Below are 21,106 nucleotides of genomic sequence, written 5' to 3'. Positions count from 1 at the left end.
GAGGGACCCCGATGTCGCTGTTCCTGACCAGCCGTCGCCTGCGTGGCGGCCTGACCGGCGTGGCGGTGGCCGCCGTCGTGCTCACCACCGCCGCCTGCGGTGGCACCACCCGTGGCGAGGAGGAGGGCAGCAGCTCCGGCGGCGACGCCGCCGGAGCGTCCGCGGACCCGGACGCCGAGATCCCCGCGGACCTCGCGATCGCCTTCCTGCCCAAGCAGCTCAACAACCCGTACTTCGACGTCGCGGCCGCCGGCTCCGAGCGGGCCGCCGGCGAGATCGACGGCGAGTTCAGCCAGGTCGGCCCGTCGGAGGCCAGCGCCTCCTCGCAGGTCAGCTACATCAACACGCTGACCCAGCAGGGCGCCGACGTCATCCTCACCTCGGCCAACGACCCCAACGCCATCTGCAGCGCCCTGGACCAGGCCCGCAGCGGAGGCGCCAGCGTCGTCACCTTCGACTCCGACACCTCGCCGGAGTGCCGCGACGTCTTCATCAACCAGGCGACCCCCGAGGGCATCGCCGAGGCGCAGATCGACCTCATGGCGGAGCAGATCGGCGGCGCCGGCCAGGTCGCGATCCTCTCGGCGACGGCCAACGCCACGAACCAGAACACCTGGATCGAGCTCATGACCGAGTACGCCGCCTCGGAGTACCCGGACCTGGAGATCGTGGCGACGGTCTACGGCGACGACGAGGACGAGAAGTCCTTCCAGGAGACCCAGGGCCTGCTGCAGACCTACCCGGAGCTCAAGGGCATCATCTCGCCGACCACCGTGGGCATCTCGGCCGCGGCGCGCTACCTGTCGGGCTCGGAGTACAAGGGCCGGGTCGCGCTGACCGGCCTGGGCACGCCGAACCAGATGCGCGAGTACGTCCAGGACGGCACCGTCACCGCGTTCGCGCTGTGGAACCCCGAGGACCTGGGCTACCTGGCCGCCTACGCCGGTGCCGCGCTGGCCGCCGGCCAGATCACCGGTGCGGAGGGCGAGACCTTCACCGCCGGCGACCTCGGCGAGTACGAGGTCGGTGCCGACGGCGAGATCGTGCTCGGCGAGCCGACGGTCTTCAACGCCGACAACATCGACGACTTCGACTTCTGAGTCGCCCCCCGGTCCCGCCGCCCCCACCCGGCGGCGGCGGGACCGGGCCCCTCCTAGGAGACCCCTCGTGCCCCGCGCCTGCTTCACCCTCCAGGTCCGCCCCGACCGCCTGGCCGAGTACCGCGAGCGGCACGCCGCCGTCTGGCCGGAGATGCTGCGCGCCCTGCGCGACGCCGGCTGGCGGGACTACCAGCTCTACCTGCGCGACGACGGCCTGCTGGTCGGCGTCGTGGAGACCGACGACCTCGCCGCCGCGCGGGCCGCCGTGGACGCCACCGAGGTGAGCGCCCGCTGGGAGGCCTCCATGGCGCCCTTCTTCGTCTCCGGCGACGGCTCCGGCAAGTCCGAGCTGCCGCTCGTCTTCGACCTCGACGCCCAGCTCGCGGCGCTCGGCGACCCCACCACCGCAGCAACAGGAGACCGACCGTGACCGACCTCGGGACCCCCGACCGCCGAGCCCGTGCCCTCGCCGCGCTGGCCGAGCAGACCATCGAGCTGCCCTCGTGGGCGTTCGGCAACTCCGGCACCCGCTTCAAGGTCTTCGGCCAGCCCGGCGTCGCCCGCGACCCGTTCGAGAAGATCGAGGACGCCGCCCAGGTGCACCGCTACACCGGCGCCGCGCCGCGGGTGTCGCTGCACGTCCCGTGGGACCTCGTCGACGACTTCTCCAAGCTCGCCGCGCACGCCGCCGACCTCGGCGTGGCCATCGGCGCGATCAACTCCAACCTGTTCCAGGACGACGACTACCGGCTCGGGTCGCTGACCCACCCCGACGAGGCGGTCCGCGACAAGGCGATCGCCCACCACGCGCAGTGCGTCGACGTCATGCGCGCCACCGGCTCGACCGACCTGAAGCTGTGGCTGCCCGACGGCACCAACTACGCCGGCCAGGACGACCTGCGCGCCCGGCAGGACCGGCTCGCCGACTCGCTGCAGCAGGTCTACGCGATGCTCGACCCGGGCATGCGGCTGCTGCTGGAGTACAAGTTCTACGAGCCGTACTTCTACGCGATGGACATCCCCGACTGGGGGACCTCGCTGCTGCACTGCCTGGCTCTCGGCGACCAGGCGACCGTCGTCCTCGACACCGGCCACCACGCGCCCGGCACCAACATCGAGTTCATCGTCATGCAGCTGCTGCGGGTGGGCCGCCTCGGCGCGTTCGACTTCAACTCGCGCTACTACGGCGACGACGACCTCATCGTCGGCTCGGCCGATCCATTCCAGCTCTTCCGCATCATGAACGAGATCGTGGCCGCGGACGCGCTCCTCGGCGCCGGCGTCAACTTCATGCTCGACCAGTGCCACAACATCGAGCCGAAGATCCCCGGCCAGATCCGCTCGGTGCTCAACGTCCAGGAGGCGACGGCGAAGGCGCTGCTGGTCGACCGCGAGGCGCTGGCCGCCGCACAGGCCTCCGGTGACGTGCTCGCCGCGCACGGCGCGCTGACCGACGCCTTCGCCACCGACGTCCGCCCGCTGCTCGCCGAGCTGCGCGAGTCGAAGGGCCTCGACGCCGACCCGTACGCCGCCTACGCCCGCTCGGGCCACGCCGAGCGCATCGCCCGCGAGCGCATCGGTGGCACCCAGGCCTCCTGGGGCGCCTAGCCCCCCTCGCCTCTCGCGCGCGCGAGAGGCGGTCCGCCTGCCCGGCGAGATCGGCGATCTCGCACGTCTCCGCCCCTCGAACCGTGCGAGATCGGCGATCTCGCCGGTCCCTCCCGGAAGGAACCCACTGCTGTGACCAACCCCGTGGTCAGCGACCTCATCGCGCGGTCGAACCGGCTCGGCGCCGATCCGCGCAACACCAACTACGCCGGCGGCAACACCTCCGCCAAGGGCACCGGGACCGACCCGGTCACCGGCCGGCCCGTCGAGCTGCTGTGGGTCAAGGGCTCCGGCGGCGACCTCGGGACCCTGCGGGAGGCGGGCCTGGCCGTGCTGCGGCTCGACCGGCTGCGCTCGCTGGTCGACGTCTACCCGGGCGTCGAGCGCGAGGACGAGATGGTCGCCGCGTTCGACTTCTGCCTGCACGGCCGCGGCGGCGCCGCCCCGTCGATCGACACCGCCATGCACGGCCTGGTCGACGCCGCCCACGTCGACCACCTGCACCCCGACTCCGGCATCGCCCTGGCGACGGCGGCCGACGGCGAGGCGCTGACCCGCGAGTGCTTCGGCGACCGCGTCGTCTGGGTGCCGTGGCGCCGCCCCGGCTTCCAGCTCGGCCTCGACATCGCGGCCGTCAAGGAGAAGAACCCGCAGGCCATCGGCTGCGTCCTCGGCGGCCACGGCATCACCGCGTGGGGCGCGACCAGCGAGGAGGCCGAGGCCAACTCCCTCGACGTCATCCGCACCGCCGAGCGCTTCCTCGCCGAGAGGGGCAGCGCCGAGCCGTTCGGCGCCGTCGTCCCCGGCTACGAGGCGCTGCCCGTCGCCGAGCGCCGGGTGAGGGCCGCGGCCCTCGCCCCGGTGATCCGCGGCCTGGCCTCCACCGACAGGCCGCAGGTCGGGCACTTCACCGACTCCGACGTCGTCCTGGAGTTCCTGTCGCGCGAGAAGCTCGCGCCCCTCGCCGCGCTCGGCACCTCCTGCCCCGACCACTTCCTGCGCACCAAGGTCCGGCCGATGGTGGTCGACCTGCCGGCGAGCGCCCCGGTCGAGGACGTCGTCGCGCGGCTCCGGGAGCTGCACGAGGAGTACCGCGCCGAGTACGCGGCCTACTACGAGCGCCACGCCACGCCCGACTCGCCCGCCATGCGCGGCGCGGACCCGGCCATCGTGCTGGTCCCCGGCGTGGGCATGTTCAGCTTCGGCGCCAACAAGCAGACCGCCCGGGTGGCCGGCGAGTTCTACGTCAACGCCATCAACGTCATGCGCGGCGCCGAGTCGGTCAGCACCTACGCGCCGATCGACGAGAGCGAGAAGTTCCGCATCGAGTACTGGGCGTTGGAGGAGGCCAAGCTCCAGCGGATGCCGAAGCCCAAGCCGCTGGCGTCGCGGGTCGCGCTGGTGACCGGTGCGGCGAGCGGCATCGGCAAGGCGATCGCCGAGCGGCTGGCGTCCGAGGGCGCCTGCGTCGTCGTCGCCGACCTCGACCTGCAGAAGGCGACCGACGCCGCGGCCGGCATCGGCGACGCCGACGTCGCGATCGGCGTGGCCGCCGACGTGTCCGACGCCGAGGCGGTGGCCGCGGCGTTCCGGGAGGCGGTGCTGGCCTTCGGCGGCGTCGACCTGGTGGTCAACAACGCCGGCCTGTCGATCTCCAAGCCGCTGCTGGAGACCACCGAGCAGGACTGGGACCTGCAGCACGACGTCATGGCCAAGGGCAGCTTCCTCGTCTCCCGCGAGGCGGCCCGGCTCATGATCGAGCAGGGGATGGGCGGCGACGTCGTCTACATCTCCTCGAAGAACGCGGTCTTCGCCGGGCCCAGCAACATCGCCTACTCCTCGACCAAGGCCGACCAGGCGCACCAGGTCCGGCTGCTGGCCGCCGAGCTGGGGGAGCACCAGATCCGGGTCAACGGCATCAACCCCGACGGCGTCGTCCGCGGGTCGGGCATCTTCGCCGGCGGCTGGGGCGCCAAGCGCGCCGCGGTCTACGGGGTGCCGGAGGAGGAGCTGGGCCAGTTCTACGCGCAGCGCACCCTGCTCAAGCGCGAGGTGCTGCCCGAGCACGTCGCCGACGCCGTCTTCGCCCTGACCGGCGGGGAGCTGTCGCGCACCACCGGCCTGCACGTCCCGGTCGACTCCGGCGTCGCGGCCGCCTTCCTCCGCTGACGGGTGGCAGGGATGGCCACCTCTGTCCCCCGGGAGCTGACCCTCGCGGCGGTCGACCTGGGCGCCTCCAGCGGCCGGGTGATGGTCGCGCGGGTCGGCTCCGGGCGGCTGGACCTCACGGAGGTCCACCGCTTCCCGAACCGGCCGGTGCGGACGGCGGGGACGCTGCAGTGGGACGTCCTCGGCCTCTACGCCGGGGTGCTCGACGGGCTGCGGGCCGCCGGCCACGAGGCCGGCGGCCGGGGGGTCGACGGCATCGGCATCGACAGCTGGGCCGTCGACGTCGGCCTGCTCGACGCCGACGGCGCGCTGCTCGGCAACCCCGTGCACTACCGCGACGCCCGGCACGAGACCGCGGTCGCCGACGTGCACGCCCTCGTCCCGCCCGACGAGCTGTACCGGGTCAACGGCCTGCAGCACCTGCCGTTCAACACGGTGTTCCAGCTCGCCGCCATGCGGGGGACGGCGCGCCTCGCCGCGGCCCGGCAGGCGCTGCTCGTGCCCGACCTGCTGGCGTACTGGCTGACCGGGGCGCGGGTCGCGGAGGTGACCAACGCCTCCACGACCGGGCTGCTCGACGCGACGACGCGGCAGTGGGCGACCGGCCTGCTCGACCGGCTCGACCTGCCGCGCGACCTGCTCCCGGCGCTGGTGCAGCCCGGCGAGGAGATCGGCCGGCTCACCGCCGACGTCCGCGCCGAGACCGGCCTGGGCGACGTGCCGGTGGTCGCGGTCGGGTCGCACGACACGGCGTCGGCGGTCGTCGGCGTCCCGGCGCGCGGCGACCGGTTCGCCTACGTCTCCTGCGGCACCTGGTCGCTGGTCGGCGTGGAGCTGGAGAAGCCGGTGCTCTCCGAGGCCGGCCGGACGGCGGGGTTCACCAACGAGCTCGGCGTCGACGGCACCGTGCGGTACCTGCACAACGTGATGGGGCTGTGGCTGCTGCAGGAGTCGTTGCGCACCTGGACCGCGGCCGGCCTGCCCGCCGACCTCCCCGACCTGCTCGCCGCCGCCGCGCGGGTGCCGGCCTTCGCCGCCGTGGTCGACGTCGACGACGCGCGCTTCCTGCCGCCGGGTGACGTGCCGGCGCGGATCGCGCAGGTCTGCGCCGAGACCGGGCAGACGCCGCCGCAGGGCCAGGCGGAGACGGTGCGCTGCATCGTCGACAGCCTCGCGCTGGCCTATCGGCGCACGGTGCGGGCGGCCGAGGAGCTGTCCGGCCGCGAGGTCGACGTCGTCCACCTGGTCGGCGGGGGAGCGCGCAACGCGCTGCTGTGCCAGCTCACCGCCGACGCCTGCCAGCGGCCGGTGCTCGCCGGACCGGTGGAGGCCGCGGCGCTTGGCAACGCGCTGGTGCAGGCGCGGGCGCTCGGCGCGCTCGGCGGTGGCCTGGGGGAGATGCGCCGGCTGCTGCGCGCCACCCAGGCGCCGGTCGAGTACCGGCCCTCGGGCTCGTCGGCCGCCTGGGACGCCGCCGAGGCGCGGGCGTACCCGGGCCGGTGAGTCCGGAGGCGGGCGCACGGGTAGGGAGCGCCCGTGCGCCTGCCCGGTCCCTCGGACCTCCTCGACCTGCCCTGGACGCTCGCCGACTCCGTCCGCAGCCTCAGTGCGGCGCTGCCGCGCGCGGAGACGCTGCTGCCCCTGGCCGACGACGTCCTCCGCCGGACCCGGTCGCTCCTCGACGGCGCCGGTCCGGCGGTCGCCCGCGCGGTCGCGGTGGGCCCGGAGGCCGTCGAGGTGGCGGCCGACGTGGTGCGGCGCTTCGCCGCCGTCATGACGCCGGAGCGGATCGCCGCCCTGGGCACGCTCGTCGACCGGCTCGGTGCCGCGCTGGCGCCGGAGCGGGTCGAGGCGGTCACCCGGACCGTGGACACCCTGCGCTCGCGCGCCGACGTCGTGCCGCGGGCCCTCGACGCGCTCGACGACCTGCTGTCCTCGGGCCTGCTGTCCCCGGGCCGGCTCGACGGGCTCGCCGACGGGCTCGACCGGCTGCTGTCGACCGAGCTGCTGACCCGGATCGAGCGGGTGCTCGACCACCTGGCCGACGAGCGCGTCGAGCGTGCCCTCGACCTCGCGGGGGACGACCGGGTCGTGCGCGCCCTCGAACTCGTCACCGGCGACCGGGTCGACCGCACCCTGGACGTCCTGACCGACGCCCGGGTCGACCGGACCCTGGACCTCCTCACCGGCGACCGGGTCGACCGCACCCTGGACCTCCTCACCGGCGACCGGGTGCAGCAGGCCCTCGACCTGGGCGCCGACGAGCGGGTGCGCACGCTGCTGGACCTGGCGGCCGACGAACGCGTGCTGCGCCTGCTCGGCCGGCTCGACGACCTGCTCGCCGACGAGCGCGTCCCGCGGCTGGTGGACCGCGCTGCCGGCCTGCTGGAGGACGAGCGCGTCCCGCGGCTGGTGGACCGCGCCGCCGGCCTGCTGGAGGACGAGCGCGTCCCGCGGCTGGTGGACCGCGCCGCCGGGCTGCTGGACGACGAGCGCCTCGCCCGGGTCGGCTCCCGGCTCGACGGCCTGCTGTCCGACGAGCGCCTCGACCGGCTCGAGCAGGCGCTCGGCGAGGAGCAGGTGGACGCCGTCCTCGGGTTGCTCACCCGGCTCGGCCGCGAGATCGACGACGACGCGGCCCGCGCGCTGGGCGCGCTGCTCGGCCGGCTGCCCGCGTTGCTGACCGAGGAGCGGGCCGCGAACCTCGCCGCCCTCACCGACCAGGTGCCGCGGCTGCTGCGCGGGCTGGAGTCGGGCCACCTGCCGCGCACCGCCGACCTCGGGCGGGTGCCCACGGACCTGCACGCGCTGCTCGAGCTGATGGACGACCTGCACCAGGTGGTGTCGGGCTTGCCCGGGGCCGGCCGCGCCCGCGAACGCGGGGACGACCCGCACCCGCAGGTCGAGGACCCCCGGCCGCCTGACGACGAGCCCCGGGCCGACGAGCCCCGGGCCGACGAGCCGCGGGTCGAGGCCTCGCGGCCCGGGACGGGGGACGCGCAGCCCGAGCCCGAGGCCCCGCGCACCGAGACCGGGGACGCCGCGCCGGAGGGCTGACCGGCCGTCCCGGCTCACCGTGGCGCGTCCTGGCTCACCGCCGACGGTGAGCCAGGACGCAGCACGATCAGCCCACCTGATCGTGCTGCGACTGCCACTCCCGGACCCAGGCACGGCCGTAGTCGTTGCCGTGCGGGGTGCGCAGCACGGTGTGCACGTGGAAGGGCTTCGGGGTGTGGTAGTCGAGGAAGACGCCGCAGTGGTGGTCGAGCTCGGCGACCACCACCGGCGACTGCACCCGGTAGTAGAAGACGTCGCCGGGCGCGTGCCCCCCGATCCAGGAGAACCACGTCTCGTCCAGGTGCGCCTCGAGCTCGCGCAGCCGCGCCGCGCGCGGGCCCTCCGGCAGCAGCCGCACGAAGGCGGCGACGACGTCGAGCACGCGGGCCCGCGCCTCCTCCGACACCTCCGACAGCCGCACTCCCTCGACCGGGATGACGCGGTTGTCCTGGAACGCGCCGGCCAGGTGCCGCTCGTCGCCGGGGTGCACGCGGCCGGGCGGCATCGCCGGGTCGACCATCTGCTCGTAGACGGTGGCGGCCGCGCGCTGCTCGCCGGTCAGCGCCGCCATGACCGCCAGACCGGAGGAGATGCGGTCGGCGAACAGGTCGGCGACGCCGGCGTGCGGGCCGTCGTCGATCCCGTCGGGCTCGGCGCCCACGAACACCGGCGAGACGACCATCCGGCCCTCGACCACGAGCACGTTGACCGCGCAGTGGTGGCCGTAGAGCTGCCAGCCCCACGGCGCGCGCAGGTCGGGGGTGCCGTAGACCGCGACGTTGTAGCTCCACTCGCCGAGCACGGTGGGCAGGTCGACGACGTCGCCGAGGAAGCCGTTGACCAGCATCGCGGCGTGCACCAGGGCGGCGCCCTCGGGCGACAGCGAGGCGCGGACCAGCGCCAGCGCGGCCTCGCGCACCTCCTCGGGCTGGAACTCCAGCCGCAGCCCGGTGTCGAACTGCATGAACTCGGGGTTGGCCCAGGTCTGCCACTCGGGCGCGTCCACGGGGAAGCAGAGCCGCGTGCGGTCCCCTGGGCTCAGCAGGCCGAGCAGCGTCTCCGCGGCGGCCACCATCGCGGCCACCGGCGCCTCCTCGCCGGGCTGTGCAGGGGTGAGCGGGTGGAGGCCCTCGCGGAGGACCCCGTCCTCGGTCACGCCGCGGAACGGCGCCAGGTACAGCGGCGTCCAGCCCTCGACCAGCCCGCCGGTGAAGGTGCCCGGCGTCCGGGCGTGCTCGCGGTAGGCGTAGGGGTCGAGGCCGCGGACCCCGGCCAGCCGCGGGTGGTCGCGGGGGAAGAGGTACCGCCGGAACTCACCGGCCACGGCGGGCCTCCGCTCCGACGACGCGGTTGGTCAGCACGCCGAGGCGCTCGACCTCGACCTCGACGACGTCCCCGGGCTGCATCAGCCACGGGGGCGTGCGGGCGTAGCCGACCCCGGACGGCGTGCCGGTGGCCAGCAGGTCGCCGGGCCGCAGCGTGAAGGTGCGGCTGACCAGCGCGAGCGTGTCGCCGACCGTGTACACCATCTCGTCGGTGCGGCCGTCCTGGACGGTCTCACCGTTGACCCGCGTCCGCACCCGCAGGCCGTCGCGCAGGTCGCCGACCTCGGCGGCCGGGACGAGCGGCCCGAGCGGGCCGGACCGGTCGCCGTTCTTGCCGAGGATCCACTGCGACGTGAGCTTCTGCGCCCGCCGCGAGGTCACGTCGTTGAACGTCGAGTAGCCGACGACGGCGGCGAGCGCCTCCTCCGGCGTGGCGTCCACCAGGGGGGACCCGACGTAGGCCACGACCTCGCCCTCCCAGTCCAGCCCGTCCTCGTCGGCGGGCACCGGGATCTCCGCGCCGTCGACGGTGAGCGACTGCGTCCAGCGGGCGAACAGCGTCGGGTACGGCGGCACGCCCTCGCCGGCGAACGACCCCTCGGCGACGTGCCTGAGGTAGTTCAGCCCGGTGCACAGCACCCGCGCGCCGGGCAGCACCGGCGGCACGAACTCCACGTCGCCGGCCGGCACCGGGTCCCCGGCCGGGTCTCCGGCCAGGAACCGGGACGCGTCGGCCCAGAACTCCTCCAGCGACGCCAGCACGGTCACACGGGCGCCGTCGCCGGACAGCGCGGCCACCTCGACCGGCCCGCCGGCGCGGCGGATCCCCACGACCCGCATCAGGCCAGCCCGTTCCGGCGGGCCACCTCGCCGAGCCACGCCAGGCTCGGCTTGGGCGTGCGGACGAAGGTCTGCCGGTCGACGGCGACCAGGCCGAAGGTGGGCCGGTAGCCGAGCATCCACTCGAAGTTGTCCAGCAGCGACCAGTGCAGGTAGCCCCGGACGTCGGCGCCGGCCTCGATCGCGGCGGCCAGCGAGGTCAGCGCCTCGGTGGTGAACGCGATGCGGTCGTCGTCGTCGGCGGTGGCGATGCCGTTCTCGGTGACGACCAGCGGCACGCCCGGCAGCACCTCCGCGGCGCGCGCGACGGCGGCGCCGAGCGCCTGCGGCCGGCGCTCCATGCCGTGGGCGAGGGTCTGCAGCTCACGAGCCGGGGCGATGAGCCCGTCGGGCCCGAACCGGGCGGCGGTGTAGACCTGCAGGCCGACGAAGTCGTCGCCACGGGCGGCCTCGAGGAACTGGTCCTCGAAGGCGGCGCGCTCCTCGCGCATCCGCTCCTCGCCGCCCGGCTCGGCGATGTGCTCGCGCCCGACCAGCGTCATGCCGGCGTTGCGGACGGTGCCGCGCAGCACCTCCATCGACCGGCCGTGCAGGCCGAGCAGCGCCTCGGCGACCTCCTGGTCGGGGCGGGGCAGGCCCCTGATCTCCTCACCGCGGCGGGCCATCGCGCCCATGACCGGCTGCGCGGCCATGAGGTTGGGCTCGTTGAGCGTGGCCACGTACTCGGCGTCGGCGAGCACCGGCAGCACCGTCTCGGTGTAGCGGGCGATCCGGTCGCCGGTCTTCGCGCCGGTCCAGCCGCCGTCGTGGAACAGCCAGCGCGGCTGGGTGAAGTGCACGAGCGTGACCACCGGCGTCAGCCCGCGGTCGCGGCAGCCGTCGACGATCCGGCGGTAGTGGTCGAGCGCGGCCCGGGAGACCTCGCCCTCCTCGGGCTCGATGCGGCTCCACTCGAGGCTGAACCGGTAGGCGGTCAGGCCCGCGCCGGCCACGAGGTCGAGGTCCTCGGGCCAGCGGGAGAAGGAGTCGCAGGCGTCGCCGCTGGGCTCGGTGAACGGCGAGTGCTCGGCGTGCTCCATCTCCCAGTGGTCGTTGTTCACGTTGCCGCCCTCGACCTGGTGGGCGGCGGTGGCGGAGCCCCAGAGGAAACCCTCGGGGAAGCGGACGGTCATCGGGTCTCCTGGGAGGTCGGGCGGATCAGGGGGCGACGGCGGCGGGGACGGGGACGCCCAGGACGTGGGCGAGCAGCGCGGCGGGGTCGGCGACGGCCGGGCCGCGCCACGCGACGTGCTGGTCGGGCCGCACGAGCACCAGGTCCTCGCCCAGCAGCTCGCGCAGCCCCGGGACGTCGGGGAGGTCGACGACGGTCAGCGGGACACCGCGCCGCGCCGCCTCGGCGACCAGCGGCGCGGGGTCGGCGGCGGCGTCGAGCCGCAGCAGGCTGAGCTCGGGCCCGAGGCGGTCGAACAGCGACTCGCCGTCGGCCAGCCACGCGTGCGGCAGCCGGGCGCCCGGGTGCCCCGAGGGCGTGAAGGTGGCCAGCGCGGGCTCGGGCACCGGACGGCCGTCCGGGACGACGACGGGGGAGTCGGGGTAGTCGTAACCCAGCACCAGGCCCAGGCTGTGGAACTCGGGGTCCTTGACCTGCAGCGCCTCGGCGAGTGCCGCGCGCAGCTCCCAGCCGGTCGGGCCGTCGTCGTCGAGGTCGCGGCCGGAGAAGGCGGGGGCGAGGAAGGCCTCCTGGCTGCCGGCCGCCTCGATGGTCCGCCGGGCCACCGGCCGCCGCTCGGGCTCGTAGCTGTCGAGCAGCGCGGCCGGCGCCCAGCCGCGCAGGACGGCCGCGAGTTTCCAGCCCACGTTCACCGCGTCGCCGACGCAGGTGTTGAAGCCGTGGCCGCCCCACGGCGGGTTGAGGTGCGCGGAGTCGCCGACGAGGAACACCCGCTCGCCGCGGTAGCGGTCGACCAGCAGCATCCGCGCCTGCCACGGGTCGGTGGCCAGCACCTCGACGTCGATGTCGTGCCCGACCATGGCGCGCACCAGCCCCACCGGGTCGGCGTCCTCGGCCACCGTGTCGACGCCCTGCACGATCGCCCACCAGGTGCCCTCGAGGTCGAGGCGGCCCATGAGCCCGCCGCGCTCGGTGCCGATCACCCAGTAGTGGACGCCGAGCGCGCACAGCGGCCGCTCCTCCAGCGCCCGCGAGCGGAAGGTGACGCTGAGGTTGGGCAGGGCGCCCGAGGATCCCTCGTAGCGGGCGCCGATGGCGCGGCGGGAGATCCCGGCGCTGCCGTCGCAGCCGAGCAGGTAGTCGGCGACGACCTCGGTGGCCGTGCCGTCCGGGCCCTCGACGGTGGCGCGCACCTCGTCGGGACCGTCGGTGACGGCGGTGACCCGCGAGCCGGCCAGCACGGTGACCGACGCCAGCTCGGTGGCGGCCGCCCGGAGCAGGACCTCGACGTCGGGCTGCGGCGCCTGCTGGCCGGCCTCCGCGGCGATCTGGCGGGGCTGCGTCCACAGCCCGAACGCCTCGGGGAAGCGGGTGATCTCGTGTCCGAACAGGCCGGTGCAGAAGACGACGTCCTGGGCGTGCGCGACGGGCAGCGGCGCCAGGGCGCGCAGCCGGTCGGCCAGCCCCCAGCGGCGCAGGTGCTCCATGGTGCGGACGCTGGTCGTCTTCGCGCGGGGGCGCAGCGGGTCGAGGACCGTGCGGGGCTCGACGACGAGCACCTCGACGCCCCGCCGGCCGAGCTCGATGGCGGCGGCGAGCCCGCTGGGGCCGCCGCCGGCGACGAGGACCGGGACCCGGGAGGGGACGGGGGCTTCGGACACGGGGACTCCTGTCGGACTGCGGTGCCGGAGGAGCCTTTATCGCGATAAAGGCTGTACGGGACGGCGCGGGGAGATCGGGGCCGGCGGGCTCGGGAGCCGCTCCCCGGACGTGTCGAGCATCGGTGGCACAGGTCACCCGGCCCCACCCTGTTGCCATTGACCGGCAGACGGCCCCGGGCGGTTCCGGATCAGCCGGCGAGCAGGCGCGCGCGGAGGAAGGCGACGGTCCGCTCGAGCGCGTCGGCGGCCGCCTCCGGGGCGCCCAGCCACATGTGGTCGGCGCCGTCGTAGGTGTGCAGCTCGACGTCGGCCCCCGCCGCGGTCAGGGCCGCGGTCAGCCGCTCGCTCTGCACGCACGGGACGAACCGGTCGGCCCGCCCGTGCAGCAGCAGGAACGGCGGGACGTCCCCGCGCACGTGGCCGACCGGGCTGGCCTGCGCGGCGACCCGGGGGACGGCCGACGGTGCCGCGCCGAGCAGCTGGGCCTCGCGCGTGGTGGCGTCGGCCGGGTCGGCTCCGGTGTCGGGAGCGACCGCCGCGACGTCGCTGGGCGCGTACCAGGCGGCGACGGCGACGACGGCGCTCGGCGGGCCGGTCACACCGACGTCGCCCTCCAGCGCCGGGTCGGCGACCAGCCCGAGCAGCGCGGCGAGGTGCCCGCCGGCCGACTCGCCCCAGGCCGCGATCCGCTCGCCGTCGACGCCGAGCTCGCCGGCCCGCGCGCGCAGCCAGCGGACGGCGGCCTTGGCGTCGGAGAGCTGGGCCGGCCAGACCGCCTCGCCGGAGAGCCGGTAGTCGGCGCTGGCGACCGCGATCCCGGCCCCCGCGACCCGCTCGAAGAGGCTGCGGCCCGGGAACGCGGGGCCGCCCGAGCGCCGGCTGCCCAGCCGCCAGCCGCCGCCGTGCAGGAAGAGGACGACCGGGTGCGGACCGTCGCCGGCCGGCAGGTACAGGTCGAGCTCCAGCGGGCGGGCGCCCGGGAGTGCCGCGTACGGGACGCCGCCGAGGAACCGGGTGCCGTCCGGGCCGGGGGAGGCCGGCGGCAGGGGAGCGGCGGAGGCCGGCGGCGGGAGCGGCAGGGCGGGGGTGGGCACGAGGGACCTCCTCGGGACGCGCGCCGGGCGCGGCTCCACGAGGAGCCGCGCCCGGTCGGGGGAGTGCGGGACTCAGGCCTGCTCGGGCCACTCGACGTCGCGCAGGAACTGCATGTTGTGCTGCTGCGCGGCCGCCTGCATGCGCGGGAGGTCCGGGATGAAGGGCGGCTGCTCCTTCGTGGGGTGGTCGGTCGGCTGGCCCATGTGCTGGAAGAAGCGCTCGAAGCCGCCGGAGAGGGTGCCCATCATCCGGGCGTCCTCGACGATCTGGTACGCGTGGGCGAACCCGGCGGGCACGTAGCCGAAGTCGCCCGGGGTGAGCAGCTGCGACTGCCTGCCGCCCTCGGCGTCCTCGAAGAACAGCCGGACCTTGCCGTCGAGGACGAAGAACGTCTCGTGGGTCTCGTTGTGCGAGTGCGTGGGGATGACGTCGCCGGCCGGCGAGTCGCTCACGACGATCCCGAACTGGTCCTGCGTCTCGTCGCCGGAGAGCAGCACCGTGAACAGGTCGCCGAAGAGCATCGCGTGCTCACCCTCCCCGCGCCTGAGCACGTAGGGGACCGGCTTGCCCGGCAGGACGCCCTGCCACTGCGGGCCCTTCTCCGGGTCGATCAGGTACTCGAAGCTCATCTGCACTCCCGGGTCGGGTCGACGGTGACCGTCCGAGCATCCGTGAGCCGGGTCACGCACTCCCAGCGGCGTGCCATTGACCGGCAACCATCTCCTGCCGCGGCCCGGTCCCCGCCGGATCGGTCCTGCCGGCGGGCCCGGGGGCGTCCGCAGGAGCAGGATGCGGGACGTGCCCCTGTTCACCGGCGTCGGCGTCGCCCTGGTCACCCTGTTCTCCGAGGACGGGGCGCTGGACGCGCCGGCCACCGCCGACCTGGCGGCGCAGTTGGCCGGCCTCGGCGTGCGGTGCGTGCTCGTCGCCGGGACGACGGGAGAGGCGGCCGCCCTGACCGCCGAGGAGCGGGATGCGCTCGTCGGCGCGGTGCGGGCGGCGTTGCCGGCGGAGGTGCCCGTGCTCGCCGGTACCGGGGCGCCCACCGGCCGGCAGGCGGCGGAGCTCACCGAGCGCGCCTTCGCCGTGGGCGCGGACGCCGTCCTGGCGCTGTCGCCGGCCGGTGTCCCCGACCCGCGGCCGTACTACGAGGCGGTCGCGAAGGCGGCGACCGGGCCGCTGCTGGCGTACCACTTCCCGGGTGCCTCCGCGCCCGGGATCCCGGTCGGCCTGCTGCCCGACCTGCCGGTGTCCGGGCTCAAGGACTCCTCTGGGGACGCCGGCCGGCTGCTGCACGAGCGCGACGTCTTCGCGGGCGACCTCTACACGGGGGCGGCGTCCCTGGTCGGGCTGTGCGGCGCGATCGGGGGCGCCGGTGCACTGGTGGCGGCCGCCAACGTCGCCCCCGAGCAGTGCGTCGCGGCCTCCGGCGGCGACCCGGACGCACAGGTGCGGCTCGCCGCCGTCGACCGCAGCGCGTCGGCCGACTTCCCGGCGGGCTACAAGCGGGCGGCCGCGGAGCGCTTCGGCACGTCGGTGGTCACCCGGGTGGGCGCCTGACGACAGCCTCGGGAGCACCGCAGCGAGGAACGAGCGAGGAACGAGCGAGGCGCGGGGTCAGGCCGTCGGGATCGCTGACAGCGCTCAGTGGGACTCGCGGCTCACCGCCGACCCGCTCGAGCCGACGAGGAAGTCCATGTCCGCGCCGGTGTCGGCCTGCAGCACGTGGTCGACGTAGAGCCGCTCCCAGCCGCGCCGGGGCTCGGCGAAGCCGGCGACGGTCGCCCCGCTCGGCCGGCGCCGGGCCAGTTCGTCGTCCGGGACCTCGACGTCGATCCGGCGGGCCGCGACGTCCAGCGTGACGACGTCGCCGGTGCGTACCAGGCCCAGCGGGCCGCCGGCGGCCGCCTCCGGCGCCACGTGCAGGACCACGGTGCCGTAGGCGGTGCCGCTCATCCGGCCGTCGCACACCCGCACCATGTCGCGCACCCCCTGCTCCAGCAGCTTCTTCGGCAGCGGCATGTTCGAGACCTCGGGCATGCCGGGGTAGCCCTTCGGGCCGCAGCCGCGCAGGACGAGGACCGAGTCGGCGTCGACGTCGAGGTCGGGGTCGTCGATGCGGGCGTGGAAGTCCTCGATCGAGTCGAAGACCACCGCCCGGCCGCGGTGCCGCAGGAGGTGTGGGGAGGCCGCGGCCGGCTTGACGACCGCGCCGGACGGCGCGAGGTTCCCGCGCAGGACGGCGATGCCCCCGTGCTCGAGCAGCGGTTCCCCGCGCGGCCGGATCACCTGCGGGTCCCAGATCGGCGCCTCGTCGAGGCTGTCGACCAGCGGCTCGCCGGTGACGGTGAGCGCGGTCGGGTCGAGCAGGTCGCGGACCTGGCCCAGCACGGCGAGCAGGCCGCCGGCGCGGTGGAGGTCCTCCATGAGGAACCGCCCGGCCGGGAGCAGGTCGACGAGCACCGGCACGCCCGAGCCGATGCGGTCGAAGTCGTCGAGCGTGAGGTCGATCCCCAGCCGGCCGGCGATGGCCAGCAGGTGGACGACGGCGTTCGTCGACCCGCCGATGGCGGCCAGCGCCACGATGGCGTTGGTGAAGGACCCCTCGGTGAGGAAGGTGCTCGGCCGGCGGTCGGCGGCCACCATCTCCACCGCGAGCCGTCCGGTCCCGTGCGCGGCCTCCAGCAGGCGGCTGTCCGCGGCCGGGGTCCCGGCGACCCCGGGCACGACGGTGCCCAGCGCCTCGGCGACGAGCGCCATGGTCGAGGCGGTGCCCATCGTGTTGCAGTGCCCGCGGCTGCGGATCATCGCCGACTCCGACCGCGCGAACTCCTCCGCCGACAACGTGCCCGCACGGACCTCCTCGGAGAGACGGAACACGTCGGTACCGCAGCCCAGCGGCACCCCGCGGAAGGTGCCGGTCAGCATGGGCCCACCGGGGACGACGACGGCGGGCAGGTCGACCGAGGCGGCTGCCATGAGCAGCGACGGGATCGTCTTGTCGCACCCCCCGAGCAGCACCAGCCCGTCGACCGGGTTGGCGCGGAACACCTCCTCCATCTGCATCGCGGCCAGGTTGCGCCAGAGCATCGCCGTCGGCCGGACCTGCGTCTCGCCCAGACCGAACACCGGCACCTCCAGCGGGGTGCCGCCCGCGGCGAGGACACCGTCACGGACGGCGGCCGCGACCTCGGTGAGGTGCCGGTTGCAGGGCACGAGGTCGGAGGCGGTGTTCGCGATGGCGATCTGCGGGCGGCCGAAGGCGTCGTCCGGGACGCCGCGGCGCATCCAGGCCCGGTGGATGTAGGCGTTGCGGACGTCGCCGGAGTACCACTGCGCGCTGCGGAGGGCCACGGCGCCATCCTCGCTCCGTGCCGAGACGGTGGTCCAGACGAGCGCCGGCCCCCGGCGCCGCGCCCTGGACGGGGCGCTCCGGGGTCACCCGGCCGGCACCGGCCTCCGCTCGGTGCCGAGGACCACGTCGGCCACGAGGGCCAGCGCCCGGTCGACCGGCTCGACGTCGTGCGCCGGCAGGTTGAGGAAGCCGTGCAGCATGCCGGGCACGAGCACCTGGCGGACGTCGACCCCGGCCAGTGCCAGCGCGGCGGTGAACGCCTCCGCCGAGGCGCGCAGGTCGTCGTACTCGGAGTCGAGCAGCAGCACGGGGCACAGGCCCTCGAGGACGGCGTTCGCCGGCATGGCGTACCCGTCGGCCGTGCTCTCCGGCCCGCCCAGGTAGTTCGTCGTGATCGACCGCCGGTCCTCGGGCAGGAAGCGCAGCAGCCGGGGGACCTCGGTCATCCGGGCCGCAGAGCCGGTAGTCGACGCTGACCACGACCGCGTCCGCGCGCCCACACACCTGCCGGGCGGTCCAGTCGGCCTCGGGCATGTCGAGGTCGCCCGTGCGGAAGGCGCCGCCGTGCAGCCAGACGAGGCAGGGCCGGCCGGAACCGTCGCCGTCGGGCTCGTACACCCGGACGGGGACGTCGCCGTGCGGGCCGGGCGCGGCTGCGGCCCGGGTGGCGACGGCGGGCGGCGGGGGAGCGCCCTCGATCGACGTGAACGCGTCGAGGCGGGCGCGCTGCTCCGGGTCGGCGAGACCCTGCTCGAAGGACTCGATGCCCTCGAGCAGGTGCAGGTTCGCGGCGATGGCGGGGTGGATCGGCACGGGGCGGCCCCCGGGGCTCGGCGGGGAGTCGGCGTCACCCTCGCCAGCGCGGTGTGGATCCGGCCATCGCCGTGCCATCCACCGGCAGACGGGCGCCGTCCCCCTCGCGATCACGGAGTCGCGGTGCCGACACGCCGATGGCCGCCGGGGTGTCGCCACCGGAGCTCCGTGATCGCGGCGAGAGGGCCCGGGCGGGACGGGTCCTCGGGAACCGTGGCCCCGTCCGCGTCGGGTCGGCTCAGCGGCCGGGGCCGAGGGGCGGCGCGCGCCCAGGCCGCGGGAGATGGCGCGGGCGGCGGTGCGCACCGCGGGACCGAGCACCCGCGCGTCGGCATCCTCCTGCGGCACGACGACCGAGACCGCGGCGGCCAGCCGGTCCGCGGCGTCGAACACCGGCGCTGCCACCGACACGATGGGCCGCGGCACCCTCCGGCGGAAGTGCGCCATGCCCTCGCGGCGCACGTCGGCCAGCGTCCGCCGCAGCGCCGCCTCCGACACCGGCGTGCGCTCCGGCTCGTGCAGCAGCGGCCGGGACAGGTACTCCTCCTGGACGTCGGCCTCGGCATAGGCGAGCAGCACCAGGCCCACGCCGGTCGAGTGCAGCGGCAGCCGGCCGCCCACCTGGTAGAGCACCGGGATCGCCGCGTGTGCCGACAGCCGCTCGAGCAGCACGGCGTCCCCGCCCTCCCGGACGGCGAGCAGCACGTGTTGGCGGGTGACCTCCTCCAGGTCGCCGAGGAACGGCATCGCCACCTGGCGCAGCCCGCGGGCCCGCGGGGCCAGCGAGGCCACCTCCCACAGTCGCAGGCCCACCGTGAACCGGCCCTCGGCGTCCCGCTCCAGGGCGCCCCACGCGACGAGCCGGCCGGCCAGCCGCAGCGTCGAGCTGGTCGGGATGCCGCTGCGCCGGGCCAGCTCGCCGAGGGTCAACGACGGGCGGCCGGCGTCGAAGGCGGCGAGCAGCGCGAACGCCCGGTCGACCACCGGGTCGCCCTGCGGCGGGCGCTTGCCGCGCACCCGGGGGACCTCCCCGGAGGGTGTCTCCGACACCTGCTGGTTCCTTCCCCCGTCAGTTGAGGCCCGCACCACACTGGCGTGCCATTGACCGGAATTGTGCCTGACGCCACAGCGAAGACGTCCGCATCGTCTTGGAGCAGTCGGGCGGAGCAGCCCGCACGGCCGCCGGTCGGCCGTCCAGACCCCTCGCGTCCGCCGAGGATGAGGAGCCAGGACAGATGAATCGATTCACCCTCCCGACCCACCGGCGCACCCGCCCGATGAGGGCCCGTCTCGGTGCCGCGACCCTCGCCCTCGCGACGGCCGCCACCCTGGCCGCCTGCGGCGGCAACGGCGGCGGCGGAGGTGCCGGCAGCGCCAGCGCCGACGGCACGCTCACCATCGCCTTCGACGCCGACGCCGCGCCCACCGGTTACGACCCGCTGCTGTACTCGGCCCGGCAGTTCGAGTTCTTCGCCTCGCTGTACGACGCCCTGTTCGTCACCCAGACCGACGGGTCGGTCGAGCCGAGCCTGGTCACGGAGTTCACGAGCAACCCCGAGAACACCCAGACCACGCTGACCCTGCGCGAGGGCGTCACCTTCACCGACGGCTCGCCGCTGGACGCCGAGCTGGTCAAGGCGAACCTGGACCGGCGCAGCGACGCCCACCTGGAGGCCTACAGCTCCTTCGGGGCCGGGCAGGCGTCCGAGATCGTCGACGTCACCGCGCAGGACCCGCAGACCGTCGTCATCACCTGGGCCTCCCCGCAGGCCTCGCCGGACGTCCTCCTCGCCGACACGGCCGGCGTGATCGTGGGGCCGGAGGCCGTCGCCGACCCCACCTCGCTGGAGACCACCCCGGACGGGTCCGGCGCCTACGTCCTCGACGAGGACGCGACCACCCGGGCCAGCACCTACACCGTGGTGAAGAACGAGGACGCCTGGGCCGCTGACGACTGGGCCTGGGACACCATCGAGTACAACGTCATCACCGACCCGCAGGCCCTCGCGAACGCCGTCGTCTCTGGGCAGGCGGACATCGCCACGCAGCTCGACCCGACCACGATCGACCTGGTCCAGTCCCGGCAGAGCACCGTGGACGTCGGCGGCACCATCGTCGGCTTCCCGGTCATCGACAAGCTGGGCAGCAGCAACCCGGCCTTCGGCAACGAGGCGGCGCGGCAGGCGCTGCTCTACGCCACCGACCGCGAGTCGCTGGTCGCGGACCTGCACGACGGCTCCCGGCCGACCTCGCAGTTCTTCCCCGAGGACGCCCCCGGCTTCGACCCGGCCCTCGACGAGGAGTTCGGTTACGACCCCGACCGGGCCCGTGAGCTGCTCGCCGAGGCCGGTTACCCCGACGGGTTCGAGGTCGACTACACCGTGCTGGGCCAGCCGGACGAGGACGCCATCGCGATCCAGAGCCAGTGGGCCGAGGTCGGCATCACGCTGAACTTCGTCACCGCGACCTCGACGGACCAGGTCTTCGCGGCGGTCCGCACCGACCCGGTGATCTTCGGGCCGTTCTCGGTCGGCTCCAGCCCGGCCGGTTTCGTGGCCGGCGTCCTCTACGGCGGCTTCATGAACATGCAGGGCGCCACGGAGCCGGACATCGAGTCCTCGCTCGGTGCCGCGCTCGGTGCCACGGGCGACGCCCAGGAGCAGGCGCTGACCGACCTGAACCGGGCCATCACCGAGCACGCCTGGTTCATCCCGGTCTACGAGGACGTGACCTACGCCGGCTACAACGCCGGCTCGGTCTCCGAGCCCGCGTTCGCCGGCACGAACAACTTCCTGGTGCTGTCGGCCATCCAGCCGGCCGCCTGACCCGTCTGACGCGGCCGGTGGCCGCCGGGCCTCCCCGGCGGTCACCGGCCGCACCCCCACCCACCCACTCCAGCCGAGGGATCCTGC

Annotated in this window: 16 protein-coding genes and 1 pseudogene; 8 read left to right on the top strand and 9 right to left on the bottom strand. The window is 75.1% G+C overall.

What is annotated here, in order from left to right; translation table 11 throughout:
- Nucleotides 1-11 precede the first annotated feature (11 nt).
- The 6 genes from rhaS to JD79_RS20815 all read left to right on the top strand — a co-directional run bounded on the left by rhaS (nt 12) and on the right by JD79_RS20815 (nt 7,934).
- Complete coding sequence (gene rhaS / locus JD79_RS20840; protein ID WP_110007065.1) at nt 12-1,100, top strand: rhamnose ABC transporter substrate-binding protein; 1,089 nt, start codon at nt 12-14, stop codon at nt 1,098-1,100.
- Nucleotides 1,101-1,167: 67 nt separating this feature from the next.
- Complete coding sequence (locus JD79_RS20835; RefSeq protein ID WP_110007064.1) at nt 1,168-1,530, top strand: L-rhamnose mutarotase; 363 nt, start codon at nt 1,168-1,170, stop codon at nt 1,528-1,530.
- Nucleotides 1,527-2,708, top strand: coding sequence for an L-rhamnose isomerase (gene rhaI / locus JD79_RS20830; RefSeq protein WP_110007063.1), 1,182 nt, complete (start codon nt 1,527-1,529; stop codon nt 2,706-2,708). The genes JD79_RS20835 and rhaI overlap by 4 nt, the downstream gene beginning before the upstream one ends.
- 132 nt (nt 2,709-2,840) lie before the next feature.
- The gene (locus JD79_RS20825; protein ID WP_110007062.1) at nt 2,841-4,877 is read left to right on the top strand and encodes a bifunctional aldolase/short-chain dehydrogenase; all 2,037 of its coding nucleotides are present in this window, start codon (nt 2,841-2,843) and stop codon (nt 4,875-4,877) included.
- Between the two features lie 12 nt (nt 4,878-4,889).
- The gene (locus JD79_RS20820; protein ID WP_110007061.1) at nt 4,890-6,380 is read left to right on the top strand and encodes a rhamnulokinase; all 1,491 of its coding nucleotides are present in this window, start codon (nt 4,890-4,892) and stop codon (nt 6,378-6,380) included.
- 33 nt (nt 6,381-6,413) lie between these two features.
- On the top strand, nt 6,414-7,934 hold the full coding sequence (locus JD79_RS20815) for a DUF445 domain-containing protein (RefSeq protein ID WP_110007060.1): 1,521 nt from the start codon (nt 6,414-6,416) through the stop codon (nt 7,932-7,934).
- A gap of 67 nt (nt 7,935-8,001) precedes the next feature.
- On the opposite strand, the gene JD79_RS20810 is transcribed toward JD79_RS20815, so the two are convergent.
- From JD79_RS20810 to JD79_RS20785, 6 genes are all read right to left on the bottom strand, one after another.
- Entirely contained in the window at nt 8,002-9,258 is a 1,257-nt protein-coding gene (locus tag JD79_RS20810) for a DUF3500 domain-containing protein (RefSeq protein WP_110007059.1), read from the bottom strand.
- Nucleotides 9,248-10,099: a fumarylacetoacetate hydrolase family protein gene (locus JD79_RS20805; protein WP_110007058.1), complete on the bottom strand. Its 852-nt coding sequence runs from the start codon at nt 10,097-10,099 to the stop codon at nt 9,248-9,250. Before JD79_RS20805 ends, JD79_RS20810 begins: the two co-directional genes overlap by 11 nt.
- Nucleotides 10,099-11,271, bottom strand: a complete 1,173-nt coding sequence (locus tag JD79_RS20800) for a glycoside hydrolase family 1 protein (RefSeq protein WP_110007057.1) — start codon at nt 11,269-11,271, stop codon at nt 10,099-10,101. The genes JD79_RS20805 and JD79_RS20800 overlap by 1 nt, the downstream gene beginning before the upstream one ends.
- A 25-nt stretch (nt 11,272-11,296) precedes the next feature.
- Entirely contained in the window at nt 11,297-12,931 is a 1,635-nt protein-coding gene (locus JD79_RS20795) for an FAD-dependent monooxygenase (RefSeq protein ID WP_110007056.1), read from the bottom strand.
- Between the two features lie 188 nt (nt 12,932-13,119).
- Entirely contained in the window at nt 13,120-14,025 is a 906-nt protein-coding gene (locus JD79_RS20790; RefSeq protein ID WP_110007055.1) for an alpha/beta hydrolase, read from the bottom strand.
- A 72-nt stretch (nt 14,026-14,097) separates the two neighbouring features.
- Complete coding sequence (locus JD79_RS20785) at nt 14,098-14,655, bottom strand: quercetin 2,3-dioxygenase (RefSeq protein ID WP_110007054.1); 558 nt, start codon at nt 14,653-14,655, stop codon at nt 14,098-14,100.
- Nucleotides 14,656-14,815: 160 nt separating this feature from the next.
- On the opposite strand from JD79_RS20785, the gene JD79_RS20780 reads away from it, so the two are divergent.
- Entirely contained in the window at nt 14,816-15,586 is a 771-nt protein-coding gene (locus tag JD79_RS20780) for a dihydrodipicolinate synthase family protein (RefSeq protein ID WP_110007053.1), read from the top strand.
- 84 nt (nt 15,587-15,670) lie between these two features.
- On the opposite strand, the gene JD79_RS20775 is transcribed toward JD79_RS20780, so the two are convergent.
- From JD79_RS20775 to JD79_RS24060, 3 genes and pseudogenes are all read right to left on the bottom strand, one after another.
- The gene (locus tag JD79_RS20775) at nt 15,671-17,380 is read right to left on the bottom strand and encodes a dihydroxy-acid dehydratase (RefSeq protein ID WP_110007052.1); all 1,710 of its coding nucleotides are present in this window, start codon (nt 17,378-17,380) and stop codon (nt 15,671-15,673) included.
- Between the two features lie 84 nt (nt 17,381-17,464).
- Nucleotides 17,465-17,827, bottom strand: a complete 363-nt coding sequence (locus JD79_RS24065) for an alpha/beta hydrolase (protein ID WP_245900268.1) — start codon at nt 17,825-17,827, stop codon at nt 17,465-17,467.
- A 46-nt stretch (nt 17,828-17,873) separates the two neighbouring features.
- A pseudogene (locus tag JD79_RS24060) lies at nt 17,874-19,178 on the bottom strand (IclR family transcriptional regulator); the annotation flags it as partial.
- Nucleotides 19,179-19,429: 251 nt separating this feature from the next.
- Between JD79_RS24060 and JD79_RS20760 the strand changes: the two are divergent.
- On the top strand, nt 19,430-21,019 hold the full coding sequence (locus JD79_RS20760) for an ABC transporter substrate-binding protein (protein WP_146220505.1): 1,590 nt from the start codon (nt 19,430-19,432) through the stop codon (nt 21,017-21,019).
- Nucleotides 21,020-21,106 lie beyond the last annotated feature (87 nt).

It is taken from the genome of Geodermatophilus normandii, assembly GCF_003182485.1.
In the GTDB taxonomy this organism is placed as follows: Bacteria; Actinomycetota; Actinomycetes; order Mycobacteriales; family Geodermatophilaceae; genus Geodermatophilus; species Geodermatophilus normandii.
The sequence above is the reverse complement of the archived record's forward strand: the minus strand, read 5'-3'. Positions and strand labels throughout refer to the sequence as shown.

Coding starts and splice junctions, on each gene's coding strand:
- rhaS (WP_110007065.1), top strand. CDS start 12: ATGTCGCTGTTCCTGACCAGCCGTCGCCTGCGTGGCGGCCTGACCGGC.
- JD79_RS20820 (WP_110007061.1), top strand. CDS start 4,890: ATGGCCACCTCTGTCCCCCGGGAGCTGACCCTCGCGGCGGTCGACCTG.
- JD79_RS20805 (WP_110007058.1), bottom strand. CDS start 10,099: ATGCGGGTCGTGGGGATCCGCCGCGCCGGCGGGCCGGTCGAGGTGGCC.
- JD79_RS20800 (WP_110007057.1), bottom strand. CDS start 11,271: ATGACCGTCCGCTTCCCCGAGGGTTTCCTCTGGGGCTCCGCCACCGCC.
- JD79_RS20785 (WP_110007054.1), bottom strand. CDS start 14,655: ATGAGCTTCGAGTACCTGATCGACCCGGAGAAGGGCCCGCAGTGGCAG.
- JD79_RS20780 (WP_110007053.1), top strand. CDS start 14,816: ATGCGGGACGTGCCCCTGTTCACCGGCGTCGGCGTCGCCCTGGTCACC.
- JD79_RS24065 (WP_245900268.1), bottom strand. CDS start 17,827: ATGACCGAGGTCCCCCGGCTGCTGCGCTTCCTGCCCGAGGACCGGCGG.
- JD79_RS20760 (WP_146220505.1), top strand. CDS start 19,430: ATGAATCGATTCACCCTCCCGACCCACCGGCGCACCCGCCCGATGAGG.